Here is a 22,387-nt window from a genome sequence, read left to right as displayed (position 1 = left end):
GCCGTCGTCTACCGCGGCGCAGCAGTCCTACGCGCCATCACCCTCTGGCTACCCCATTTGTCAGACACGCCCTAGCCCCGGTCCCTCCTACCCGGATTGGGTGCACCATCGCGTTAAGCTCAGGCAAATTTGATGCGGCTTCGCGTTGTCTGCGCGATGGCGAGGTGGCAGTCTTTAAAGATCAGCGAAAACCATATTGCTTTGTTGTCAAGGCTGCCTTCAGCGGGAATCCCCCGCTGCCGACACCGGTTCGCGGCAGAAGCAATTAAAGCCAGGGAGTCATCATGAGTGTCATCGGCGGAGCAGTCCGAGGCGTGAGTCAGGCGGTGAACCGCGCGGCGAACGCGACGACCGCGGCCGCCGGTGCCGTGGGCGGCGCGGCGGTCAACGGAGTAATCGGCGGCGTCACAGGTGCCGCCGAAGGCATCAAGCGCGGCATGAACAGCGGCAGCCATTCGGCGCCCGCAGCGGCGCTGGCGATCGGCGCGCTGGGCGTGGCCGGACTGGTCGAGTGGCCGCTGCTGCTGGCGGTCGGCGGCAGCGCTCTGCTGTTACAGCGGATCGCCCGCCAACAGAAGGAGTCCGCCCCGCCGCCCCGGGCAAAGCTGACGACGGTGCCGACCAAGCCCGAACCCGAGCCCCAACCGCGCAAGTCGCCACCGCAAAAGGCCCCCACCAAACGGGCGGCCGCCAGTAAACCGGCCAAGAAGGCCACCGGCCGTCGCGCCGGCAGCGCCGCGCTGCGCAGCACCAACTGACACGGAATCCTTACTGAAGTCTTGAGTATCACAACGTCTCTGCGACGGTCGCTGCCGTCGCGACTGGTTTTCGCGGGCCTACAAACGACAACCGATCTGGCGCGAGCGAGTATCGAAACCAGTATCGACATCGCGACCATCCCCTTGCGCGAGGGCGCCAAGGCGCTCTCCGGCGAACTCACCCGCGCCACGCTGCGCCGGCATTGCTGGCGTGGCAACAACCGCGCGTGGATCGAGGTGCGCGGGCTGGCCGACGCGGCCGACGGCCCACTCGGTCCGACCGTGCTCGAGGCCATCCTGGCCCATCCCGGCGTGGCGTCAGCAAAGCTGAATTACCCCCTGTCCCGGGTGGTCGTGGACCTCGACGATCCAAACACTTCGCTGAGCGACCTGTGCGGTGTCGTCGAGGAATCCGAAAACCGTTGCGCGCCTTCACAAGGTGCCGATCGGCCGGCGACGTCGGCGAGCCTGCCGGGCGACGGCCTGGTGCTGGCGACCAGGGCGGTCACCGTGGCCGCCAATGCGGCGGGGCTGGGGGTGGCGCTGTTCGGCCGGGCGACGCGGCTGCCCCGACTGCCGGTCACCATCGCCGCGGGCATCACGTTCTTCGACTACCAGCCCTGGCTGCGCCGCCGGCTCGAGGACCGGATCGGGGGCCCCGCCACCGACACCGTGATGACGCTGGTCCAGGCGACCAGCCAAACGCTTTCTCAGTCGCCGACGTCGCTGTCGCTGGGGCTGACGATGCAGTTGTTGAAGGTCGCCGAGTGCCGCGCCGAGGCGCGCGCGTGGGAAGAGCACGAACCCGAGCTCGCGCGGCACGCCGACCAACCGCTGACCTACCGCTCGCGGCGACCGCAGCCGTCGCGGGGCAGGGAGCGGGCTCCCGGTCGCTTCGCGCTCCTCCAGGCGCTCAGCGCCGGAGCTATCGGCGCCGGCACCCGCAACCTGAACATGGCCGCCACCGCGGTGCAGGTAACAACCCCCAAGGCCAACCGGACCACCCCCGAGGCGTTCGCCGCAACGCTGGGTCGCGGCCTGGCCGAGCGACACTCAGTGCTCCCGTTGCGGCCGGAAAGCCTGCGGCGGCTGAACAAGATCGACACGATCGTCATCGACCCTCGCGTGTTGTGTACCGACACATTGCGGGTGGCCCGCATCCGCGGCGCGAGTGACAGCGAGCTGGCCGCGGCGTGGAGCCGCGCCCAGCTCATGCTGGACAACACCGGCCTGCGCCCCGGCTGGCGCAAGGTTTCGGGCGTCCGGTCCGATGCGCAGGTCGAGGCGCTGTTCCTGCCCGCCCACGACCCGCTCGCCTCGGCGGTGGTCGGCGAGGCCAACCGCGGCGGGGCGCAACTGCTGACGGTCGACCACGAGTCCCTCGACGAGTTGCGACCGGCGTTCGACGAGGTCCGGCCGTGCAAGAGCGGGACCAACAAATCAGTCGACGACGCACTCGCCGCCGCGGTGGACGATTTGCAAGAGGCCGGCCGCACCGTGGCCGTGCTGTCATCTATGGCTGCACAAGCTATTTCGTCGTCGCACCTCGCGCTGGGCGTGTTGCCAGCGAGCGGTCGCGCCGCCCCGCTGTGGAACGCCGATTTGCTGTTGCCGGACCTGGCGGCCGTCTGGCGGGTGCTGCACGCGCTGCCCGCGGCCGCCGCCGCGACCCAGCGCGGCATCGGGATTTCGGCCGGCGCCACCGCGATGGGGTCGTTGTTCATGATCCCGGGCGTGCGGGGCAACCTCGGATCCGAAACGGTGAACGTCGGCGCGGCGGCCGGTCTGCTCTCGGGCTATCTGCTCGCCCGCGGGGTTCTCAATGCGGACACCCCGCACCCGGCGGCCACGCACGAATGGCACGCGATGCCGGTCGAGCAGGTCCGTAAGGCGTTGCCGGAGCAGGATTTTCCGCGGCCCGCCCCGACGGAGCGAGGCACCCCCGCGCCCCTGCGCGTGGCGGAGACGCCCGTGCAAGCGGTCTGGCAGCTCGCCAAGGCCGTGCGCGCCGAATTGTCCGACCCGCTGACCCCAGTGATGGCGCTCGGCTCGGCGGCCAGCGCCGTGCTCGGTTCGCCCGTCGATGCGATGTTGGTCGGCACCGTGCTGACCGGGAACTCGATTTTGGCCGCCGCGCAGCGGCTGCGCGCCGAGAAGCGGTTGAATTACCTCCTAGCCCAACAGGTTCCGCCCGCCCGCAAGGTCGTCATCGGCGCGGACGGTGAGCGGACGTACGCGCTCGTCGACGCCGCGCAACTGCGGCCGGGCGACGTCATCGAGGTGCGCACCCACGAGGTGGTGCCCGCCGACGCCCGCGTCGTCGAAGAGGTCGACGTCGAGGTCGACGAGTCGACGCTCACAGGCGAATCGCTGTCGGTGGAGAAGCAGGTCGAGGCGACGCCGGGGGCGCCGCTCGCCGAGCGCCGCTGCATGGTGTTCGCCGGGACCACCGTGGTGGCCGGCACCGCGGTGGCGCTGGTGACCGCGGTCGGACCCGACACCCAGCAGCGCCGCGCCGCCGACCTCATCTCGGGTGAGCTGTCCTCCGACATCGGTCTGCAGCACCAGCTCGGCCAGCTGACCACGAAGGCGCTTCCGGTGAGCATCACCGGCGGTGCGCTGGTCGGCGCGCTCGGGCTGTTGCGCCGCCTCCCCCTGCAGCACGCGGTGGGCAGCGCCATCGCCATCGCGGTCGCCGCCGTTCCCGAGGGAATGCCGCTGGTGGCCACGCTGGCCCAGGCGTCGTCGGCGCGACGGCTGACGAAGTTCGGCGCGCTGGTGCGGGTTCCGCGCTCGGTGGAGGCGCTCGGCCGCATCCAGGTCGTGTGCTTCGACAAGACCGGGACGCTCAGCGAGAACCGCCTCCGGGTCTCGCAGGTTCACCCGGCGGCCGGACACTCGCGCGAGGAGGTGCTGCGCTGCGCCGTGCACGCCGCGCCCGTGACGAACGGCGGCACCCAAGTGCACGCCACCGATGTCGCCATCGTCGAGGCTGGTGCGGAGGCCGGGTCCGCCGACGGCGCGGCAGCCACACCGCGGACCGCGCACCTGCCGTTCCGCTCCGGTCGGTCGTTCTCCGCCTCGGTGACCGGCACCGAGCTGACCGTCAAGGGCGCGCCCGAGGTGGTCTTGGCCGCCAGCGGGGACACCGGGGCGATGGAGGGCACGGTCGCCGAACTCGCCGCGGGCGGGCTGCGTGTCATCGCGGTGGCGCGCCGCGAGCTGACCGCGCAACAGGCTCGGGCGATCGCGGACAATCCCGATGACATCGCCGAGTACTGCACCAGCGGGCTGACGCTGACCGGATTCCTCGGCCTGTCCGACACCCCACGCGCGAAGGCCAAGCAATTGCTCGCCGACCTCGACGGCCTCGGCGTCGGCGTCAAGCTGATCACGGGTGACCACCCGATCACCGCCAAGGCCATCGCCGCCGAACTCGGGCTCAGCGTGACCGCCGATCAGGTCATCAGCGGCGCCGAATGGGAGGCCTTGTCGCGCAAGGAACAAGAGCGCGTCGCGGCGGAGCGGGTGATCTTCGCCCGCATGACGCCGGAGAACAAGGTCCAGGTTGTCCAGGCGCTCGAGAACGCGGACGTGCGGACCGCGATGGTCGGCGACGGCGCCAACGACGCCGCCGCCATCCGGTCCGCCACGGTCGGCATCGGCGTCGTCGCCCACGGCAGCGATCCCGCCCACCTGGTGGCCGACGTGGTGCTGGTCGACGGCCGCATCGAGGCGCTGATGGAGGCCATCCGGGAAGGACACCAGTTGTGGCGACGGGTCCAGTCGGCGGTGTCGGTGCTGCTCGGCGGCAACGCCGGCGAGGTGATCTTCGCGATCATCGGCAGTGCCATCACGGGCACGTCGCCCCTGAACACGCGCCAGCTGCTGCTGGTCAACACGATGACCGATGCGCTGCCGGCCGCCGCACTCGCGGTGAGCAAGCCCAGCGGTCCGATCAACCCGCAGTTACGCGGCGCGGATCAGGCCGCGTTGTGGCAGGCGGTGACCATCCGGGGCGTCACCACGGCGGCGGCGACGACGGCGGCGTGGGCGATGGCGGGCCTCAGCGGCCCGCTGAGTAGTCCGCAACGCGCCTCGACCGTCGCGCTGGTCGCGCTGGTGGGGACCGAACTGGGCCAGACGCTGTTGGAGTCGCAGGCCCCGCTGGTGGTGCTCACCGCGTTGGGTTCGCTCGGCCTGGTCGGGGTGCTGATCAGCACGCCGGGCGTCAGCCAGCTGCTCGGCTGTACGCCGCTCGGACCGTTCGGCTGGGCCCAGGGCCTGGGCGCCGCCGCGGCGGCGACGGTCGCAACCGGCGTGCTGTCGCGTGTGCTGACGGGTCCGGACAAATCAGATCCCGAGCCTCCGTCGGATCTCGCCGAGCCTCCCGTTCCGGGTTCCGAATTTCGACCACCCCGACGCGCCACAACAGCGCATAGAGTTCCAGTAACGGCACCCTGAGCACCGAAGCAAACGACGAAACCAGCGGATCGCCCCCGGGGTCGGTCATCGTCGACATAGGTCCGACGTTGTACGCGTGACCCAGCGAGGCGGGAAACCCTTCGTTACCGAAAGGCAAATGATGGCGGAAAAGCAGTCGCGGCGCGGCACCCCCCAGCGCGAGGCGGTGGCCAAGATCCGCGAGGGTGAGACCTTCGCGGTGAATTTACCGGCCATCGGCCAGGTGGAAATCCCCAGGCCAGAGCAGTTGGCCTACTTCGGCGGGTTGGCGGCCCTGGCGGCCCTCGAACTCATCGACTGGCCGGTGGCCCTGGTCATCGCTGCCGGACACCTGCTGGCCAGCAACCACCACAACAAGCTTCTCGAAGAGCTCGGCGAGGCGATGGAGGAGGCCTAATCGGGTCGGGCCGCCGGGGCGCTTCCCGCGAGGGCAACCTCGCGGCCGGGTTTTGCCGGCAAGGTCAGCCGGCAGTCGCGCATTCATGGCTATCGTCGTCGCTGCAACGCCGCGGTCAGGGTGGGGTAGATGTCGAACACCCGGTCCACCTCGGTGACCTGAATCGGCCGCAGCACCTGGTCGTGGTCGGCGACTAGCCGCACCGCGGTCCCGCCGACCTTGGCGTTGTCATGACAGTCGAGCACCGCGTTGAGCGCCGCGCTCCCGAAAAATTCGACCGCCAGCAAGTCGATCACCACCGGGCGCACCGGCGGTGTCAGGGCCAGCCCGACCGCCGTGGTCAGGTGAGCGGCGAGCTCACCAACGTTACTGGAGTCGACATCGCCTTTGACACTCACGACCACTACGCCGTCGTGGGCCTCGTGTTCGACCGCCAACAACTTTCATGCCTTTCGCCACAGCCAACGTTGGGATCTGCTGCCTGCTAAGCCCGAAGACGCGGCACAGACGCGCGGTCGCGCATCGCAGATGGCCCGAGACTAACCCGTACCCGACCTGCCCGTTTGTCGATTCACCGGTTACCCGCCGGGCTCGGCCGGAATTCGCTCGTGAGCGGTCAGCAGCAAATGGTCGAACTGACTCTGCAGCGCCGCCGCCGGGACCGGCAGCGCGGCCACTTCGGCGAGCAGTTGCCTGGCCAGCGACCGCAGCTTCACATTGGTCTCCTGCGAGCGCCACTGCAGTACCCGAAACGCCTGCTCGGCGCTGACCCGGTAGACGTACATCAGCACGCCCTTGGCCTGCTCGATGGCCGCGCGGCTCTCGAACAGGTCGGGCAGCGCCGTGTCGAGCACCTCCTGGCGGGTCTCGTCGAAGGTGTTGGTGAGGTCGATGTAGTAACCCGCGGTGCCCAGCACGGTGCCCGACTCGTCCAGCATGCGGTCGGCGACGACGATCGAGTCGTGCACCGTGCCGGCGGTGTCGATGAACCGGTGCCGGCTGGAGAACGACTCGGCGGACTGCAGTGCGTAGTCGAGCAGCTCCTGCACGTGCGCGCGATCGTCGGGATGCTTGTGCGACAACAGCAGTTCGGTCGTCGGCTCGACCTCGTTGGGCTCGTAGCCGTGCATCCTGGCCACCTCGTCGGACCATTCCCACCGCTGGCCCACGAACCAGAAGCGGAACGCGCCGATGTTCAGGTATCCGGGGGCCGGCTCGGTCGGCTCGGAAAATCGCGCGCCGCCCGGCTCGGATGACGATTCCCCTGTTCGCCTGCGCTGTCGCACGTTTGCATTTTTCCACTCCGCGAACGCCCGCGGCTACCGTCCCGGCTGAAAAGGCCATCGCACCCTGCCACGCGGTCGGCCGTCGGGGTAACGTCGCATGCGGACCCATCCATACGACGCGGGAGCGCACGCCGAGTGCGCTGAGAGGACGGCTCGGGGCCGTCGACCGTACGAACCTGACCGGGTAATGCCGGCGTAGGGAGATGAAAAATGACTGATGTCCTTTCCGGAACTGCGTCCGGCACCACCACGCACAGCGTTGAGCCGGCCGTCACCACCGGACCCATCTGGGGCAGCAGCAAGGCCTACCGCGAGATCGAGGGCCCAGCCGGGCTCACCCTGCGGGTGCCGCTGCGGCGGGTGCACCTGTCCACCGGCGACGATTTCGACCTGTACGACACCTCGGGGCCCTACACCGATCCGGACGCGACGATCGATCTGACGGCCGGACTGCCGGCGCGCCCCGGCGTGGTCCGCGATCGCGGCACCCAGCTGCAGCGCGCCCGCGCCGGCGAGATCACCGCGGAGATGGCGTTCATCGCCGCCCGCGAGGGCATGCCCGCCGAGCTGGTGCGCGACGAGGTCGCCCGGGGCCGCGCGGTGATCCCGGCCAACCACAACCACCCCGAGAGCGAGCCGATGATCATCGGCAAGGCGTTTGCGACCAAGGTGAACGCAAACATCGGCAACTCGGCGGTGACATCGTCGATCGCCGAGGAGGTCGACAAGATGGTGTGGGCCACCCGCTGGGGCGCCGACACCATCATGGACCTGTCCACCGGCAAGAACATTCACGAGACCCGCGAGTGGATCCTGCGCAACTCGCCGGTGCCGGTCGGCACCGTGCCCATCTATCAGGCGCTGGAAAAGACCAAGGGCGATCCGACCGAACTGACCTGGGAGCTCTACCGCGACACCGTGATCGAGCAGTGCGAGCAGGGCGTGGACTACATGACCGTGCACGCCGGTGTGCTGCTGCGCTACGTGCCGCTGACCGCCAAGCGGGTCACCGGCATCGTGTCGCGCGGCGGCTCGATCATGGCCGCCTGGTGCCTGGCGCATCACCGGGAGTCGTTCCTGTACACCAACTTCGACGAGCTCTGCGAGATCTTCGCCCGCTACGACGTCACCTTCTCCCTGGGCGACGGCCTGCGGCCGGGATCGATCGCCGATGCCAACGACGCCGCGCAGTTCGCCGAGCTGCGCACCCTGGGCGAGCTGACCAAGATCGCCAAATCCCATGGCGTGCAGGTGATGATCGAGGGCCCGGGTCACATCCCGATGCACAAGATCGTCGAGAACGTGCGGCTGGAAGAACAGTGGTGCGAGGAGGCCCCATTTTACACGCTGGGCCCGCTGGCCACCGATATCGCCCCGGCCTATGACCACATCACCTCGGCGATCGGCGCGGCCATCATCGCCCAGGCCGGCACCGCGATGCTGTGCTACGTCACCCCCAAGGAACACCTGGGGCTGCCGGACCGCAAGGACGTCAAGGACGGGGTGATCGCCTACAAGATCGCCGCGCACGCGGGCGATCTGGCCAAGGGCCACCCGCACGCGCAGGAGCGCGACAACGCGTTGAGCCAGGCCCGCTTCGAGTTCCGATGGAACGACCAGTTCGCACTGTCGCTGGACCCGGACACCGCGCGGGAATATCACGACGAGACGCTGCCGGCCGAACCGGCCAAGACCGCGCACTTCTGCTCCATGTGCGGACCGAAGTTCTGCTCGATGCGCATCACCCAGGACGTTCGCGACTACGCCGCCAAACACGGCCTCGACAGCGAGGAGGCGATCGAGGCTGCCATGAGCGAGGGCATGGCCGAGAAGTCGCGTGAGTTCGCCGAGCACGGCAACCGGGTGTACCTGCCGATCACCCAACCGTGATTTCAAGCGCGGCGCGGCCGGGCGCCGGGGGCACCTCCCGCTTGCGGGGGCCGGGTCGCGGTGATCCGGCACAATGAGCGAGCTGCCTCCCGTTCTGCCTCTACCATCGCCGGGCACCACGCCGCGGCGGGTGCTGTCCATCGCCGGATCGGACTCCGGGGGCGGCGCGGGCATCGAAGCCGACATGCGCACCATGGCGCTGCTGGGCGTGCACGCGTGCGTCGCGGTCACCGCCGTCACCGTCCAGAACACGTTGGGCGTGCAGAGCTTTCACGAGGTGCCCGATGACGTGGTCGCGGGGCAGATGGAGGCGGTCGTCGCCGACATCGGCATTCAATCCGCCAAGACCGGAATGCTGGCGTCGCCCCGCATCATCGACACCGTCGCCAGCACCTGGCGGGGGCTGGGGTTGTCGGTTCCACTCGTCGTCGACCCGGTGGCGGCGTCCATGCACGGCGACGCGCTGATGGCGCCGGCCGCCCTGGATTCGCTTCGCAGCCAACTGTTTCCGTTAGCGACGCTGGTGACGCCCAACCTCGACGAGGTGCGGCTGCTGGTCGATGTCGACGTGGTCGACGCCGAGTCGCAGCGGGCGGCGGCCAAGGCGCTGCACGCGCTGGGCCCGCAATGGGTGCTGGTGAAGGGTGGTCATTTACGGTCATCGGAGCGCAGCAGCGACCTGCTCTATGACGGCGCCGACTTTTACGTATTCGATGCCCAGCGGATCGCGACCGGTAACGACCACGGCGGTGGCGACACACTCGCCAGCGCCGTCGCGTGCGCGCTGGCGCACGGCTTCACCGTTCCGGACGCCGTCGAGTTCGGCAAGCGCTGGGTGACCGAATGTCTGCGCGCCGCATATCCGCTGGGCCGCGGCCACGGCCTCGTCTCCCCACTGTTTCGGCTGTCATGATCGCATGAATCTCGACGAGATCGCGGGCATCGCGCACCTTCCCGTGGGCGACCCGACAGGCGTGGTGGTCCTAACTCACGGCGCCGGCGGAAACCGGGACGCCGTTCTGCTGCAACAGGTTTGCGACGAGTGGGCGCAACGGGGCTGGCTTGCGGTGCGCTACAACCTGCCCTACCGGCGCCGCCGGCCCACCGGGCCACCGTCGGGTTCCGCCGCCACCGACCGGACCGGCATCGTCGAGGCCATCGGGGTGTGCCGCGGCCTGGCCGACGGACCGCTGATCGCCGGCGGGCATTCCTATGGCGGCCGGCAGACGTCCATGGTCGTCGCCGCCGCGGAGGCGGCGGTGGATGTGCTGACGCTCTTCTCCTATCCGGTCCATCCCCCCGGCAAACCCGAACGCACTCGCACCGAGCACCTGCCTGACATCACCGTGCCGACCGTGTTCACGCACGGGACGTCCGATCCGTTCGGCACGCCCGACGAACTGCGCGCCGCGGCCGCCTTGGTCACCGGGACCGCCGCCGTCGTCGAGATCGCCAGTGCCCGCCACGATCTGCGGTCCAAGACGTTGAACGTACCGGCGTTGGCCGTCGATGCGGCGCTGCAGCTGCTCGGGCGGAAATAGACAGCCAAAACTGGACAGTTTCAACTGTCTAATTTAGAGTGATGGCGTGGATGGCATCAGCGACTCCGCGGTGGCGGCGGCGCGCGACATCAGGGTGGTGTTCAGCCGGCTACGGCGCCGGTTGAAGGACATCGCCACCGACAGTCTGACACCGTCACAGACCGCGGTGCTCACCCGGCTGTGGAAAGAGGGGCCGTCCTCGGCCAGCGCATTGGCCGGTGCCGAACAGGTGCGGCCGCAGTCGATGGCCACCATCCTGGCCGCCCTGAGCCAACGCGGGCTCATCGAGCGCGCCCCGGATCCGAATGACGGGCGACGCCAAGTAATTTCGCTGACCCCGGTCGGCAAACGGCGCGCCGAAAGTGGCCGGCGCGCCCGGGAGGAGTGGTTGGCGCGCACCATCCAGGAGCGCTACACCGAGGCCGAGCGGCGCGTCATCGTCGACGCGTTGTCGCTACTCGAGCGCTTGACCGAGCAATAAGAACGCGAAAGGGCGTAAGCGGCAATGGAATTGGGATTGCATTTCATCGACTTCCTACCGGGAGACCCGGCCAGGCTGGGCCCGACGCTGGCCGCGGCGGCCGCGGCGGCCGAGCAAGGCGGCGCGACGCTGTTCACCCTGGCCGACCACTTCTTTCAGATGGAAGCCATGGGGCGGGTGGAGGACCCGTTTCTGGAGGGGTACACCTCACTGGGCTTCTTGGCCGCACACACGGCGAGGATCGACCTGGGCCTGTTGGTCACCGGCGTCACCTACCGGTACCCGGGGCTGCTGGCCAAGGCGGTCACGACGCTGGACGTCTTGTCGCAGGGCCGGTCGATATTGGGACTCGACGCGGCCTGGTACGACCGGGAACACGCCGCCCTCGGCTTTCCGTATCCGCCGGTGAGCCGACGCTTCGAGATGCTCGAGGAAACACTGCAGATCTGCCGGCAGATGTGGAGCGACAACGACGGCCCATACGAAGGCAAGCACTATCAGCTGGCCGAGACGATCTGTGCGCCACAACCGATTCGGCGTCCCCCGGTGTTGATCGGCGGGGACGGGGAGAAGAAGACGCTGCGTCTGGTCGCGCAGTACGCCGACATCTGGAATTCCACGATGGCCGAGGTCGACGCGGTCAAGCACAAGATCGAGGTGCTGCACCGTCACTGCGATGCGGTCGGACGCGACCCCGGCGAGATCCGCAAGACGGTCGGCTACTTCGTCGATCCGTTCGAGGACCTGGACGGATACTTCAGGACCGTCGAGGGCTACGCCGAACTCGGCGTCGAGCTGGTCAATGCCGGTCCGTTCCCCGGCAATCCGGACCCGGTCGGTTTCGTTCGCCGCCTGGGCGATGAAGTGATCCCCAGGCTCGTAGAAATCGGTTGATCGGCCGGTGATCGGTCAGCCGGGATAGCGCGAGTAACAGGCGTCCGCGTTGCCGGTCACGCCGCCGCGGAACGCGTTGATCCGGGTGAACCCGGCCGGCACGCTGGTGCCGTCCGCGTCGCTGGCGACCAGATGGTTGGTGAGCAGGCCGGCGACCGCCTCGTCGAGATCGCCTGCGGTCAGCACCAATTGGTTGTGCGAGCGCAGGTCGATCGGCTCGGCCATCTTGCGATGTACAACACCGGTCAGGCATGCGGTGCGCAGCGCGGTCCATGGGCTCTGCATCGGCAGGCCGCGTTCATGCTGGACGGCCAGCGCGTATCTGGACATCACGACCGACAGCGCGGTGTCGTCGCCCTGCGGCAGGGTCTGTTGCTTCTCGTCGGCGACCGTGCCCATGGCGGCGAGGCCGGGCAGGTCGACCACGATGGTGTTGGTGCCCGGGCAGTAGGACGCCGGCGGGGTGGCCTTGGCGTCGTGACAGTCGGCCGGCTGGTAGGTCAGTGCCGGAGGGCTCGCCGGGGCGAAGATCCTTCCCAGCAGCTCCATGAGATTCGACAGGGTGTCTCGGCTGATCGGGACCTCGCCGGTCTCGGGTGTGCCGGTGGTGGAGTCGACCCGCAGGGCATTCGGCAGGTCGCCGCGGCGCTTCTCGATTTCCTTACGGTTGATCGCCGCGCAGGCCGAGGCGCCGTTAAGGAATCCCATTTGGAAGGCGCCGATCCGGTCCAGGGCGGAGCCGTGGGCGTCGTCGATTTGGGTCTCGCTGTCCATGACCGGGTCCCGCGTGGTGATGATCCCGGCCAGCACGTGGTCGAGACCGTCGGCGGTGCTCAGCGTGAAACGGGGCGACTTGCCGTCGGCGACCCAGTACAGGTAGACGCCGGCGAAGCAGTCGGCCCGCTGCTCGTGGACGATGGTCGCGTCCCGTCTGGTCACCAGCTTTGCCATCTGCTGCAGCGCGTGTCCGAATTCGTGCGCGAGCACGCCGGTGACGGACATGTCGCCGAAATACTTCTGCGCCATGGGCATGAATACGCCCCGGTCCCAGGCGATCAGATTGCACTTGCCGGTGTAGAAGGCGTTGACGAGCTTGTAGGTGTCGTTGTGGCACACGAGCGGGCTGCTCGGATCGGTCGAGTCGTAGGACACCATCTTGCCGACCGGAACGAACTTGCCCTGCAGCGATTGGTCGTACACCGATTGCCAGTAGTCCTCGATGTCGTTGACCGACAGCAGCGCCAGGGCGTCGATGGCGCCGTTGTCGGTATCGAGCACCTTGCCGGTGGGCCTGGGCGCGTTCGAACGGATCCCGCTGGGTCCGTTGGTCGCGGGCAACCCGCCGACCAGAAACGGGTCGTTGAGCATCGACAGGGCGCGTCCGTCGACGAACGTCGTGCAACCGGCCACCACGACCATCGCCGACGCCCACAGGAGTGCCGACCTGAGCGCACGGCTATTCATGACCAACCTCATCCCGACCGGCTATGGCGCAGCATCAAGGAAACTCATCCTAGAGGTATCAGCCGTCCCGGCAGCAGGAATCGAGGACCCAGCAAACAAGGGCCCGACGCGGGGCTGCTAAAAGGTAGGTTCGATCACGCCGCAGAGCGCCGACAAGCCGCGCGGTTACGGCACCCGGGTGCGATGCCTCTTGTTGTGTGGCGGCACCCCGTTGACCCCACCGATGGACTCCGCATAGCTGCCGACGACGAACGCGACGCCAGAACCCATGACCGCCAACGCTTCCCGGTTGATGTTGTCGACGGTGTCGCGCGGGCTCTGGAAATTGGGATCGAACGGCACGCCGGCCTGGCCGCCCCACAACCGGGCCTGCACGGGGGATTTCGGCTGCGCGGCGCCGGTGGTCATGCCCCCTACCGGCACGCCGGCCACCATGAACGGGTGGTAGTCGGCCCTGGTGTCCAACGGCATGTCGGCGGGACGCTTGCCGGCGAGGTTCAGATAACCGGCCAGGGTGCGTTCGATGCCGGCCGAACCCTCGGGCACGTCAGCGGCCGAGACGTTGGGGGCGGGCGGGCCGGACTGATCACCGTCGTCGGTGAAGAATCCCGCATTCGGCGACCCCAGCATGGTGAAGTTCAGGTAGAGCGCGATGTCGTTGAGTTGCTCGCGGTCCATGCCGAACACGTAGTCCATCACGCCGTTTCGGCCGTCCTCCTCGGCGCCCCAGAACACAAACCGCACCGCATTGTTCACAGGGGCCAGCGGGCCCAGTCGCAGCGCCGTCTCCAGCACGGCGGCCACCCCGGAACCGTCGTCGTTGATCCCGGGGCTGGCGCGGGAGCCGTCCAGGTGCGCGCCCACCAGGACGACGTCGTGGGCCGACCCGGTCTTGGTCTGCGCCACGATGTTTCGCGAAGTGATCTTGACGTTGCGCGCATCCAGCACCAGGCGTACCGGTGCCGTGGAGCCGCTCAGCGCGGCGGCGCCATACGAACCCAGCACGGCGACCGGCACGGTCAGCTGCTTGAAATATCCGGGGGTGAACAGCGTGGGCGGCGCGCCCCGCCCGGTGGGCGAACTGAGCACGATCAGCGCGCTCGCGCCCTTGGCCACTGCGCTGTTCTGTTTGTCGACCACCGAACAGTGCGCGTCGTCGACGACGGCGATCGACCCCTTGGGCAGCGTTGCCGGGTAATCGCCGGCCGTGCACCCCGAGGGCCGGGCCGGCCGGACCGGCTGGCCGGTCAGTCCGCCGGGCGGCGTTTGGACCAGCAGCGAAGCCTGGTCGACGGGATAGGTGCGGCCCGCGACGGTCAGCGCCGGCTTGCCCAACGACACGGTATAGAGCCGGTCGAACTGCGGCGTCTGGACGTCGAAACCCTTGTCGCGCAGCGCCTTGGCCACGTAGTCCACGCTGGCCTCGAAGCCGGGTGTTCCGTCCGCGCGGTTGCCGCCATTGGCGTTGGCGATGTTTTGCAGCGCGCGCAGGTGGGTCAGCAGGCCCTCGACGCCCACCCGCTTGGCCAGACCGTGCGCAAGGTCCGGGGTGGCGGCCGGTAGCCCCGGCCTGGTGTCCGAACACCCGGCCGCCAGCGCGGCGATCAGCAACAGTGTCGCGGCAAGCCGGGACATCATGATTTGGTGAGCACGTGCCGCGTGCGGTCCGCCATGGCGGGGACACCGTTGTGGCCGCCGAGGTCCTGCGCGTACAGACCGATCGCGTAGGCCACACCGCCGCCGTTGATTCTCAGTGCGGTGCGGTCGATGTGGTCGAGGGTGTCGGTCTTCTGGTGGTAGTTGGGGTCGAACGGTTGGTCGGCGGTGCCGCCCCACAACTTGGCCTGGTCGGCCGACATCTTCCCCTCGGCCCCCGAGAACAGGCCGCCGGCGGGGACGCCCGCCAGGGTGAACCCGTCGTAGTCGGACCGGCCGTCGAACGCGGTGTCCTGCGCGGTCTTGCCGGCCGACTTCAGGTAGGCGACCAGCGTGCGCTCGATACCGGCCGAGCCCTCGGGCACCACCGGCTGGCCGCGCGCGTCCGCGGGCAGCGATTGGTCGCCGTCGTAGGTGAAGTAGCCCGGGTTCGGCGACGCGAGCATGTCGAAATTGAGGTACAGCGCAAGGTTTTTCAACCCCGTCAAGTCCAGCGACTCGACGTAGTTGCGCGACCCGATCAGTCCGAGCTCCTCCGCACCCCAGAAGCCGAACCGTAGCGCGTTGTGCACCGGCGGCGTACTCCCAAGTCGCGCAGCGGTTTCCAGCACCGCGGCCACGCCCGATCCATTGTCATTGATACCCGGGCCGTCGGGCACGCTGTCCAGGTGCGCCCCAGCCATCACCACGTCGGCCGCCGACCCGGTCTTGGTCTGCGCAATCACGTTGCGGGCCCGAAAGCTTTGGGCGCTCGCAGTGAGCTTGATCGTGGTGGGGCCGGGCTGACCGCGTAGCTGCACCCCCATCGATTTGGTCACGCTCAGCACCGGAATCTTCACCTCGGTGGTCGGGCCGAGTGTGCCGCCCATCTGTTGTTCGTCGACGTTGTCGGCGATGATCATCGCCACGGCGCCGCGCTGTGCGGCGGCGTCTTCTTTCTGCGCGAACGGGCAGGTGCCGCGATCCACCAGCACCACGGCGCCCCGCAGCGCCAACGTGGCATAGTCGGAAGCCGCGCAGCCCAGATTGTTCGGCGGCGCCACGACGAGCGGCCCGCTCACCCCGTCCGGCGGGGTGCCGAGGCTGAAGTCCAGAGCGTGCGCCTCGACCGACTTACCGCCGACGGTGAGCTCCGGCTTCTCGGCGTGAAACACGCGCGCCGAGAATTCGGGGGTCTGCACGTCAAATCCGCTGCCGCGCAGGACGTTCGCCACGTAGTCGACGCTGGCCTCGTATCCGGGCGTACCTACCGCCCGAGTGCCGTTGTTGGCGTTGGCGATCTCTTGCAGTTTCGACAGGTGGGCCATCATCGCGTCGGTGGTGACCTTGTCGCGCAGGCCGGCGGCGAATTCGGCCGCGGCGCGCGGTGTTTGCTGCGAGCCGGACGCCCGATCTGAGCAGCCGGCCGACAACGCGGTCAGGACGATCACGGCCAGCATCGCCGGAATCGTCGTGGATTTGTTCACCATCGCGCCCAAGATTAGACCGCGGCCCGGCCGGCCCGGACCAGGACACGGCGGTATCAGACATGCAGCGCGCTGAAGGGCGCAAAGGGGATATTGCGCACCACGAACCAGGCCAGCACCAGTGACAGCGTCAGGACGGCGGCCCAGCGCCGGTGCTGCCAGCTGCGAATCCGCCGACCCACCAGGCGCCCGTAGGTCCAGGAACAGTAGGCCCACGCCAGCAGCACGACAGCCGCCAGGCCCAACGCGTTGAACCTGGCGGCCGCCAACAAGTTGCCGTGCAAGAGTGCGTACACCATCCGCAAGCTGCCGCAGCCGGGACAGTCGATTCCCAACAACGCCTTGGTGGGGCAAACCGGCAGCGGGCCGTTCGGGGTGGTCGGGTCACCCGCGCAGATGGCGGCGCACATCAGCGTCGTAGCTGCCGCCACCATCAGTGGCGCACCGAGACTTGCCTGCGCCGGCCCCCAGCGGGTCATCATGATCGAACTCCAGCGGCTTTAGAACATCGCAGCGAGTGCCGCGTTGGTGTTCATGTTGAGCGCGCCGGCCGCCATCAAAATGCCGTAGATGATGCCCGCGACGACACCGATGGCCACCGACCAGATCACCCATTTCTTGGCGCTGTCGGCGGACGCTTGCGCCTCGGCGTAGCGCCCCTGCGCCCACAACCCGTTGACCTGGCTCGACTTGACGATCGCCACGATTCCGAAGGGAAGGCAGCAGAACAGCGTCGCCAGAATCGACCACACCAGATAGTTATTCGGCGCCTGGCCGGCCGGCTGCTGCGGCGGGTAACCGGGAGACGGCGGCGGATAATCGGGCGGCGGAAAAGGGGGTTGTGTCATGGATTCTCCAGTCAAGAGAAGTTAGCTGACGTAAAGCGGTGCTAACCATACCCGAGCGCGCTCTGATCGGCACCAGCAATGAAAAAATCACCGTTAGACCGGCGCGGCCGCAACGCGTCGGCGACACCAAACATTCGCCGGGTGGCTCGATTAGCGCCGGGCCGGGGACACAATTCGTTATTCGGCGCGGCGAGTCGCACAGCACTGCCATTTGCCTGCGCCTCTTGCGCCTGAGCCGGGGAAGGAATCCCACACAGATAATTGCCTACGGAACGTATTGCTTTACCACGACATAGCCCTACTATCCGTGTTTAGAAGTCGCCGTTAAGGAGTCCTTCATGTCTGATTTCAGCAACGTGCGCAGGACGGCGGCGGTAACGGCACTCACGACCAGTCTGGGCTTAGCGGGCGGCGTCACGGCGGGCGCGGACCCCGCCACCACCGGCAACGCCTCGGATATCAACGCACTTACGGCCTCGCTGTCGAAGGGCTACGGCCTGAACAACTGCACCGCCGGAACCATCGACCGCAGCACGCAATTGGCGGTGCTCACCTGCGGCCACAGTCCCGACCCGAGCGGTCCGGTTCAGGCCAAGTACGTGCTGTTCACCAATGCCGACAACTTGGCCACCTCGTTCAAGGCCACCATCAAAGAGGACGTGCTGACCCCGTGCGGGGACGCCACCCAGTCGCCGTCGCCCTGGCACAAGGAAGGCGCCGCCGGCAGCGCCGGTCAGGCGGCCTGCGGCACATACCAAAACGGCGCCGAGATCATCTGGACCACCGACGCCACGAACACGCTGAGCTATCTCCGCGCGTCAAACACCGACGTGGCCGCGCTCTACCGGTGGTGGCGCGCCAACGGCTGACGTTTACAGCGCAGCCGCAAGCAAATCCGCTACCGCGCGCATACCGTCGGCGTTCGGGTGTACGGCGGCGGGGCGTCCGGGCAGCGACACACCCAAGCGGGTCGGCAGGCTGGTCCAGGGCTGTGCCGACCACGCGTGGTGTTCGCGGCTGGCCGCGGCGGCGCGGATGAGTCCGCAGCCGGTCGCCGCGGCGGCATCGGCCGTCATCGTTTCCAGCGTCGCGGCCACGTGGCGTCCCAGGTCGGCATCGGGGGTCGACAGCGGCGCGGCCGGCACACCCGGCGGCGGCAGCATCGTCAGGTAGTCGACGAAGAAGATCCGTGCCCCCGCCGACCGTCGGCGCACCTCCCGGCCGACCGCGCACAGCGATTCGAACACCGCGTCCAGGGCCCGATCCCGCGCCTGCCGGTCCAGCAGTTCGACGATGCGGTCCCCCAGCAGCGGGAGGTGCCGCAATGCCCGTGGCAGCGACGCGGCCATCAACAGCGGGACGTAGCCGACGTCGTTGCCGCCGATGGTGACGGTGACCAGGCTCTCGGTGCCGTCCAGCGCGGCGATCTGGGGTTGCGCCCCGCGCTGGCTTTCGGAGAGCACATGGGCGGTGGTCGCCCCGGAGAAGGTGACGTCCACCAAGTCGTAGCGGTGACTCCGCGCGACCAGGTGCGCGTAATTGCGTGCGGATCGGCCCGACCACCGCGGCGCCCCCGCCGCGCGGGGACGGATGCCCGGGCCTGCTGCCATCGAACTGCCCAGCGCGACATAGCGACTCATCAGCTCAGGCTGGGGCTGGAAGCCTGCGCCCAGAACCGCTTCGGGATCCGTCCGGCGCGCCGGGCCAGGTAGCCGGCGGTGACGGCGGCGGCCATCGCGGCGGCCATCGCCGCCGGATCGGCGGCACGGGTCACCGCGGTCGCCAATAGTACGGCGTCGCAACCCAATTCCATCGCCAGCGCGGCATCGCTGGCGGTGCCGATGCCGGCGTCGAGCACCACCGGAACGCCTGCCCCGGCGACGATCATCTCGATGTTGTGCGGGTTGGTGATGCCCAGGCCGGTGCCGATCGGCGAACCCAGCGGCATGACCGCCGCGCAGCCGGCGTCCTCGAGCCGGCGCGCGAGCACCGGATCGTCATTGGTGTAGGGCAGCACCACGAACCCGTCGTCGACCAATTGCTCTGCGGCTCGCACCAATTCGACGCCGTCGGGCAGCAGCGTGCGTTCGTCGGCGATCACCTCGAGCTTGATCCAGTTGGTGTTCAGCGCCTCGCGCGCCAACTGCGCGGTGAGCACCGCCTCGGCCGCGCCACGGCAGCCTGCGGTGTTGGGCAACGGGGTGATGCCCAGCCGGTTGAGCAGATCGAGCAATCCGGTGCCGCCCTCGGCGTCGACGCGGCGTATCGCGACGGTGGTCAGCTCAGTGCCCGAGGCCACCAGCGCCTCCTCGAGCACCGTGAGGTTGCTCGCTCCCCCGGTCCCCATGATGAGCCGCGACGCGAAGCTGCGGTCTGCGATGGTCAGTTTGGGCAATTCGGATCTAGCCACCTTGCACCGCCGTCACCACCTCGAGCCGGGCACCGTCGAAAAGCTCTGTGGCCCAACGGGATCGCGGTAGGACCGCGTCGTCCATGGCCACGGCCACGCCTCGGTCCGGGAAACCCAGGGACTGTAGCAACGCGGCAACGGTGACGTGCGCGTCGACGTCGACCTTCTGCTCGTTGACCACGACGATCATCAGCGCCGCTCCTCTTCATCGCAAGCGGGAGGTACCCCCGCAGCGCTTCGCTCTAACTCGTCCCAGCGCACGATCATCGGTGTGCTCCCACCGGGGACAGTTCGGACACGATCTGCTCTGCCGTCCAGGGGGCCAACAGGAATCCCGACCGGCCGTGGCCGGCGGCGACCAGCGTCCGCGCGTCCAGGCGATGCACCAACGGCAGATTGTCGGGGGTCATCGGGCGCAGCCCGGCGGCACATTCGGCCAGCTCGTATTCGCCCAGCGCCGGCAGCACCGCACACGCGTCGTCGAGCAGGTCGCGCACCCCCGAGACGACCGGGGCGGTGTCGCGCCCGTGCTCGTACTGGGTGGCACCGACGACCACCCCGTCCGCGCGGGGCACCAGGTACACCTGCCGTCCGTGCACCCGGGCGCGAATCACCCGTCGCGGCAACGGCATACAACCCTTTCGCCACCGCAGCCGCAGCACCTCGCCCTTGACCGGGCGCACCGGCAGGCCCGGCCACAGCGCCGGCGCATCGATGCCGTTGGCGATCACCGCCGCGTCGGCCTCGACGCGCGACAGGTCGTGCACCGGCGGCGCCCATTGCACCCCGAGGCGCTCGCAGTCGGCGGCCAGCGCGTCGAGCACCGCCCGGTTGTCCACGGCCAGTTCGGTGGGCGCCCGGAAACCGTGCCTGATGCCCTGCGCCAGCAGCGGTTCGACGTCGCGGGCCGCCGACTCCCACACCACCGGGTGCCCTTGGCCGGACAACCACTCCGCGACCGTACGCAGGTCGGCGACGTCGGCGCGGTCGACGGCCACCACCAACGACTCGCGCGCGGTGATCACCCCGGCCGGCAGCCCGTCGGTGAAACCGCCCTCGCGCCACAGCCGCAGCGATTCCAGGCCCAGCCGCAGCAACCTCTCTTCACCGGGCCAGCCTTCGCTGTGCGGCGCCAGCATGCCGCCGGCCACCCAGGATGCGCCCTTCTGGTCGCCGCGATGCACCCGCACCGACCAGCCGGCCTGCGCGGCGCGGCGCGCCACCGCCAGCCCGATGACGCCGCCACCGACGACGGCCACGGACCCCAATGGGGGTCCCGAGGACATCCCGGTCATGGTCGAGCCTCCCTTCGCCGGCATGATCCGGATCAGGTGTGACGGTAAGGGCAGGTCCGGAAGGCTCCGGCTGTGCCCACTCTCAGCCCCGCAGTCAGTCGACTACCCGGGACTCCCGTGTCCAGTGGTTCTCTTCGGCTCCACGCTAGCGCGCTAGCGTCTCGGTGTGCATCAACGTCTTGCCCGGCTGGCCGCGGCGCGACTCTATCTGTGTACCGACGCGCGCCGCGAGCGCGGCGATTTGGCCGAGTTCGCCGACGCCGCCCTGGCCGGCGGCGTGGACATCATCCAGCTGCGCGACAAGGGTTCGGCCGGCGAGCAACGGTTCGGCCCGCTGGAGGCGCGCGACGAGCTGGCGGCGTGCCAGGTGCTGGCCGACGCGGCGCGCCGGCACGGCGCCCTGTTCGCCGTCAACGACCGCGCCGACATCGCCCGCGCGGCCGGCGCCGACGTGCTGCACCTCGGGCAGGGCGACCTGCCGCTGGCGATCGCGCGCGACATCCTCGGGCCGGACGTGCTGCTCGGGTCGTCCACCCACGGCGCCGACCAGGCCGCCGCCGCCGCGCGCAGCGAAGCGGACTACTTCTGCGTCGGGCCGTGCTGGCCGACGCCCACCAAACCGGACCGCGAGGCGCCGGGCCTGCCGCTGGTGCAGGCGGCCGCCGGGCTGGGAACCGACAAGCCGTGGTTCGCCATCGGCGGCATCGACGAACGCCGGCTGCCCGAGGTGCTCGACGCCGGTGCCCGGCGCATCGTGGTGGTGCGGGCGATCACCGCGGCCGCCGACCCGCGGGCGGCGGCCGCACGGCTCAGTTCGGCGCTGGCAGCAGCGAGCTGATCCGGCGGGTCAGCTGCGAGGGCGCCTGGTCGGCCTGCGATGGGGGGCCGGGCATGCACCAGACGAAGACGCCGGTCTCGATCTCGATCGTGCGCGGCAGGTATCGCCGTCGTCCGTCGCCGTCGCCCAGCGGCAACACCGCCGGCGCGGTGCGCAGCCGCTGCCAGCTGGCCGCGAAGCCCGGATGCAGCGGCAGGTCGGCCACCTCGTCTTCGGCGACCCAGCGCATCTCGGCGCTTTCCCGGTTGGGCACGGTGTGCAGCAGCTCGGCGGCGTCGGCGATCACGGTGGTGTAGCTCCACCGCGTGCCGGCGATGCCTGCGACCTCGGCCGTGACCACGGTCGCGCGCACGGCCAGCCGCTCGCCGAGCAGCCCGGCCTCCTCGTTCGCTTCGCGGACCGCGGTCTGTTCCGGCGTTTCGTGGCTGTCCCGAGCGCCGCCCGGCAGCCCCCAGGTTCCGCCCTGATGACTCCACACGGCGCGATGCTGCAGCAGCACCGCGGGCGTACCGTCGGACTGCGGGGCCCGCAGCAGCAAACCCGCCGCGCCATACCGGCCCCAGTAGTGGGCGCCGCGCTCGGAGATCACCCAACCGTCACCGTCGCCCTGCACCGATTCAGGATATGCAGACTTGGTTGGGGCGTCGCCAATTGCGTCCGCCTCCACCCATCCACCCGAACATGCTCTTAGACTTTGCT

The 22,387-nt window shown here is 69.1% G+C and carries 22 protein-coding genes, 1 pseudogene and 1 riboswitch; of the genes and pseudogenes, 10 read left to right on the top strand and 13 right to left on the bottom strand.

Translation table 11 applies throughout. The features are described 5' to 3' along the window. Positions 1 to 284 precede the first annotated feature (284 nt). Both BST14_RS09490 and BST14_RS09485 read left to right on the top strand, forming a co-directional pair. On the top strand, positions 285 to 758 hold the full coding sequence (locus BST14_RS09490; protein WP_083064250.1) for a hypothetical protein: 474 nt from the start codon (positions 285 to 287) through the stop codon (positions 756 to 758). Between the two features lie 21 nt (positions 759 to 779). Continuing rightward, on the top strand, positions 780 to 5,222 hold the full coding sequence (locus BST14_RS09485; RefSeq protein WP_083064249.1) for a cation-translocating P-type ATPase: 4,443 nt from the start codon (positions 780 to 782) through the stop codon (positions 5,220 to 5,222). Here the strand turns inward: BST14_RS09485 and BST14_RS30845 are convergent. Continuing rightward, positions 5,203 to 5,271: pseudogene (locus tag BST14_RS30845) on the bottom strand (Rv1535 domain-containing protein); the annotation flags it as partial. The gene BST14_RS09485 and the pseudogene BST14_RS30845 overlap by 20 nt on opposite strands. Before the next feature lie 72 nt (positions 5,272 to 5,343). On the opposite strand from BST14_RS30845, the gene BST14_RS09480 reads away from it, so the two are divergent. Beyond that, complete coding sequence (locus BST14_RS09480) at positions 5,344 to 5,619, top strand: hypothetical protein (RefSeq protein WP_142279335.1); 276 nt, start codon at positions 5,344 to 5,346, stop codon at positions 5,617 to 5,619. Positions 5,620 to 5,708: 89 nt separating this feature from the next. Here the strand turns inward: BST14_RS09480 and BST14_RS09475 are convergent, their stop codons facing one another. Beyond that, on the bottom strand, positions 5,709 to 6,059 hold the full coding sequence (locus tag BST14_RS09475) for an STAS domain-containing protein (protein WP_083064247.1): 351 nt from the start codon (positions 6,057 to 6,059) through the stop codon (positions 5,709 to 5,711). A 138-nt stretch (positions 6,060 to 6,197) separates the two neighbouring features. Further along, positions 6,198 to 6,905 carry a PAS and ANTAR domain-containing protein gene (locus BST14_RS09470; protein ID WP_083064246.1) on the bottom strand — a complete coding sequence of 236 codons (708 nt, stop codon included), beginning with the start codon at positions 6,903 to 6,905 and terminating at the stop codon, positions 6,198 to 6,200. Between the two features lie 108 nt (positions 6,906 to 7,013). After that, positions 7,014 to 7,124: riboswitch (TPP riboswitch) on the top strand. On the opposite strand from BST14_RS09470, the gene thiC reads away from it, so the two are divergent. The 5 genes from thiC to BST14_RS09445 all read left to right on the top strand — a co-directional run bounded on the left by thiC (position 7,116) and on the right by BST14_RS09445 (position 11,711). Next, a complete protein-coding gene (gene thiC / locus BST14_RS09465) occupies positions 7,116 to 8,795 on the top strand; it encodes a phosphomethylpyrimidine synthase ThiC (RefSeq protein WP_083064245.1) in 1,680 nt (559 codons plus the stop codon). Its footprint overlaps the riboswitch before it by 9 nt. 73 nt (positions 8,796 to 8,868) lie before the next feature. Continuing rightward, on the top strand, positions 8,869 to 9,708 hold the full coding sequence (thiD, locus tag BST14_RS09460; RefSeq protein WP_083064244.1) for a bifunctional hydroxymethylpyrimidine kinase/phosphomethylpyrimidine kinase: 840 nt from the start codon (positions 8,869 to 8,871) through the stop codon (positions 9,706 to 9,708). A 4-nt stretch (positions 9,709 to 9,712) separates the two neighbouring features. Beyond that, positions 9,713 to 10,336 carry an alpha/beta hydrolase family protein gene (locus BST14_RS09455; protein WP_083064243.1) on the top strand — a complete coding sequence of 208 codons (624 nt, stop codon included), beginning with the start codon at positions 9,713 to 9,715 and terminating at the stop codon, positions 10,334 to 10,336. Positions 10,337 to 10,382: 46 nt separating this feature from the next. Further along, positions 10,383 to 10,817 (top strand): MarR family winged helix-turn-helix transcriptional regulator, encoded by a 435-nt coding sequence (locus tag BST14_RS09450; RefSeq protein ID WP_083064242.1) that lies wholly within the window; start codon positions 10,383 to 10,385, stop codon positions 10,815 to 10,817. A gap of 24 nt (positions 10,818 to 10,841) precedes the next feature. Further along, the gene (locus BST14_RS09445) at positions 10,842 to 11,711 is read left to right on the top strand and encodes an LLM class F420-dependent oxidoreductase (RefSeq protein ID WP_083064241.1); all 870 of its coding nucleotides are present in this window, start codon (positions 10,842 to 10,844) and stop codon (positions 11,709 to 11,711) included. 15 nt (positions 11,712 to 11,726) lie between these two features. Here the strand turns inward: BST14_RS09445 and BST14_RS09440 are convergent, their stop codons facing one another. The 5 genes from BST14_RS09440 to BST14_RS09420 all read right to left on the bottom strand — a co-directional run bounded on the left by BST14_RS09440 (position 11,727) and on the right by BST14_RS09420 (position 17,145). Continuing rightward, positions 11,727 to 13,175 (bottom strand): neutral zinc metallopeptidase, encoded by a 1,449-nt coding sequence (locus tag BST14_RS09440; RefSeq protein WP_083064240.1) that lies wholly within the window; start codon positions 13,173 to 13,175, stop codon positions 11,727 to 11,729. Between the two features lie 165 nt (positions 13,176 to 13,340). Next, complete coding sequence (locus BST14_RS09435; RefSeq protein ID WP_083064239.1) at positions 13,341 to 14,813, bottom strand: M28 family peptidase; 1,473 nt, start codon at positions 14,811 to 14,813, stop codon at positions 13,341 to 13,343. Then, on the bottom strand, positions 14,810 to 16,300 hold the full coding sequence (locus BST14_RS09430; protein WP_083064238.1) for a M28 family metallopeptidase: 1,491 nt from the start codon (positions 16,298 to 16,300) through the stop codon (positions 14,810 to 14,812). The genes BST14_RS09435 and BST14_RS09430 overlap by 4 nt, the downstream gene beginning before the upstream one ends. Before the next feature lie 53 nt (positions 16,301 to 16,353). Then, on the bottom strand, positions 16,354 to 16,779 hold the full coding sequence (locus BST14_RS09425; RefSeq protein WP_083064237.1) for a DUF2752 domain-containing protein: 426 nt from the start codon (positions 16,777 to 16,779) through the stop codon (positions 16,354 to 16,356). Between the two features lie 18 nt (positions 16,780 to 16,797). Beyond that, positions 16,798 to 17,145 carry a CD225/dispanin family protein gene (locus tag BST14_RS09420; RefSeq protein WP_083064236.1) on the bottom strand — a complete coding sequence of 116 codons (348 nt, stop codon included), beginning with the start codon at positions 17,143 to 17,145 and terminating at the stop codon, positions 16,798 to 16,800. A 338-nt stretch (positions 17,146 to 17,483) separates the two neighbouring features. Between BST14_RS09420 and BST14_RS09415 the strand changes: the two genes are divergently transcribed. Further along, positions 17,484 to 18,014: a serine/threonine protein kinase gene (locus BST14_RS09415; protein WP_083064235.1), complete on the top strand. Its 531-nt coding sequence runs from the start codon at positions 17,484 to 17,486 to the stop codon at positions 18,012 to 18,014. Between the two features lie 3 nt (positions 18,015 to 18,017). Here the strand turns inward: BST14_RS09415 and BST14_RS09410 are convergent, their stop codons facing one another. From BST14_RS09410 to thiO, 4 genes are all read right to left on the bottom strand, one after another. Further along, positions 18,018 to 18,785 carry an SGNH/GDSL hydrolase family protein gene (locus BST14_RS09410; RefSeq protein ID WP_083064234.1) on the bottom strand — a complete coding sequence of 256 codons (768 nt, stop codon included), beginning with the start codon at positions 18,783 to 18,785 and terminating at the stop codon, positions 18,018 to 18,020. Next, on the bottom strand, positions 18,785 to 19,540 hold the full coding sequence (locus BST14_RS09405) for a thiazole synthase (RefSeq protein WP_142279334.1): 756 nt from the start codon (positions 19,538 to 19,540) through the stop codon (positions 18,785 to 18,787). Before BST14_RS09405 ends, BST14_RS09410 begins: the two co-directional genes overlap by 1 nt. 7 nt (positions 19,541 to 19,547) lie before the next feature. Then, positions 19,548 to 19,745, bottom strand: coding sequence for a sulfur carrier protein ThiS (gene thiS / locus BST14_RS09400; RefSeq protein WP_083064232.1), 198 nt, complete (start codon positions 19,743 to 19,745; stop codon positions 19,548 to 19,550). Between the two features lie 73 nt (positions 19,746 to 19,818). Further along, the gene (gene thiO / locus BST14_RS09395; protein WP_083064264.1) at positions 19,819 to 20,841 is read right to left on the bottom strand and encodes a glycine oxidase ThiO; all 1,023 of its coding nucleotides are present in this window, start codon (positions 20,839 to 20,841) and stop codon (positions 19,819 to 19,821) included. Positions 20,842 to 21,016: 175 nt separating this feature from the next. Between thiO and thiE the strand changes: the two genes are divergently transcribed. Beyond that, positions 21,017 to 21,688 (top strand): thiamine phosphate synthase, encoded by a 672-nt coding sequence (thiE, locus tag BST14_RS09390; RefSeq protein WP_083064231.1) that lies wholly within the window; start codon positions 21,017 to 21,019, stop codon positions 21,686 to 21,688. On the opposite strand, the gene BST14_RS09385 is transcribed toward thiE, so the two are convergent. Further along, positions 21,660 to 22,301 (bottom strand): NUDIX hydrolase, encoded by a 642-nt coding sequence (locus BST14_RS09385; RefSeq protein WP_083064230.1) that lies wholly within the window; start codon positions 22,299 to 22,301, stop codon positions 21,660 to 21,662. The genes thiE and BST14_RS09385 overlap by 29 nt on opposite strands. Positions 22,302 to 22,387 lie beyond the last annotated feature (86 nt).

This window comes from Mycobacterium arosiense ATCC BAA-1401 = DSM 45069 (genome assembly GCF_002086125.1).
GTDB lineage: Bacteria > Actinomycetota > Actinomycetes > Mycobacteriales > Mycobacteriaceae > Mycobacterium > Mycobacterium arosiense.
Note: the sequence above shows the minus strand (reverse complement) of the source record. Positions and strands in the feature narration are given on the sequence as shown.

Coding starts and splice junctions, on each gene's coding strand:
- BST14_RS09490 (WP_083064250.1), top strand. CDS start 285: ATGAGTGTCATCGGCGGAGCAGTCCGAGGCGTGAGTCAGGCGGTGAAC.
- BST14_RS09480 (WP_142279335.1), top strand. CDS start 5,344: ATGGCGGAAAAGCAGTCGCGGCGCGGCACCCCCCAGCGCGAGGCGGTG.
- thiC (WP_083064245.1), top strand. CDS start 7,116: ATGACTGATGTCCTTTCCGGAACTGCGTCCGGCACCACCACGCACAGC.
- thiD (WP_083064244.1), top strand. CDS start 8,869: ATGAGCGAGCTGCCTCCCGTTCTGCCTCTACCATCGCCGGGCACCACG.
- BST14_RS09455 (WP_083064243.1), top strand. CDS start 9,713: ATGAATCTCGACGAGATCGCGGGCATCGCGCACCTTCCCGTGGGCGAC.
- BST14_RS09445 (WP_083064241.1), top strand. CDS start 10,842: ATGGAATTGGGATTGCATTTCATCGACTTCCTACCGGGAGACCCGGCC.
- BST14_RS09440 (WP_083064240.1), bottom strand. CDS start 13,175: ATGAATAGCCGTGCGCTCAGGTCGGCACTCCTGTGGGCGTCGGCGATG.
- BST14_RS09435 (WP_083064239.1), bottom strand. CDS start 14,813: ATGATGTCCCGGCTTGCCGCGACACTGTTGCTGATCGCCGCGCTGGCG.
- BST14_RS09430 (WP_083064238.1), bottom strand. CDS start 16,300: ATGGTGAACAAATCCACGACGATTCCGGCGATGCTGGCCGTGATCGTC.
- BST14_RS09425 (WP_083064237.1), bottom strand. CDS start 16,779: ATGATGACCCGCTGGGGGCCGGCGCAGGCAAGTCTCGGTGCGCCACTG.
- BST14_RS09420 (WP_083064236.1), bottom strand. CDS start 17,145: ATGACACAACCCCCTTTTCCGCCGCCCGATTATCCGCCGCCGTCTCCC.
- BST14_RS09415 (WP_083064235.1), top strand. CDS start 17,484: ATGTCTGATTTCAGCAACGTGCGCAGGACGGCGGCGGTAACGGCACTC.
- BST14_RS09410 (WP_083064234.1), bottom strand. CDS start 18,785: ATGAGTCGCTATGTCGCGCTGGGCAGTTCGATGGCAGCAGGCCCGGGC.
- thiS (WP_083064232.1), bottom strand. CDS start 19,745: ATGATCGTCGTGGTCAACGAGCAGAAGGTCGACGTCGACGCGCACGTC.
- thiO (WP_083064264.1), bottom strand. CDS start 20,841: ATGTCCTCGGGACCCCCATTGGGGTCCGTGGCCGTCGTCGGTGGCGGC.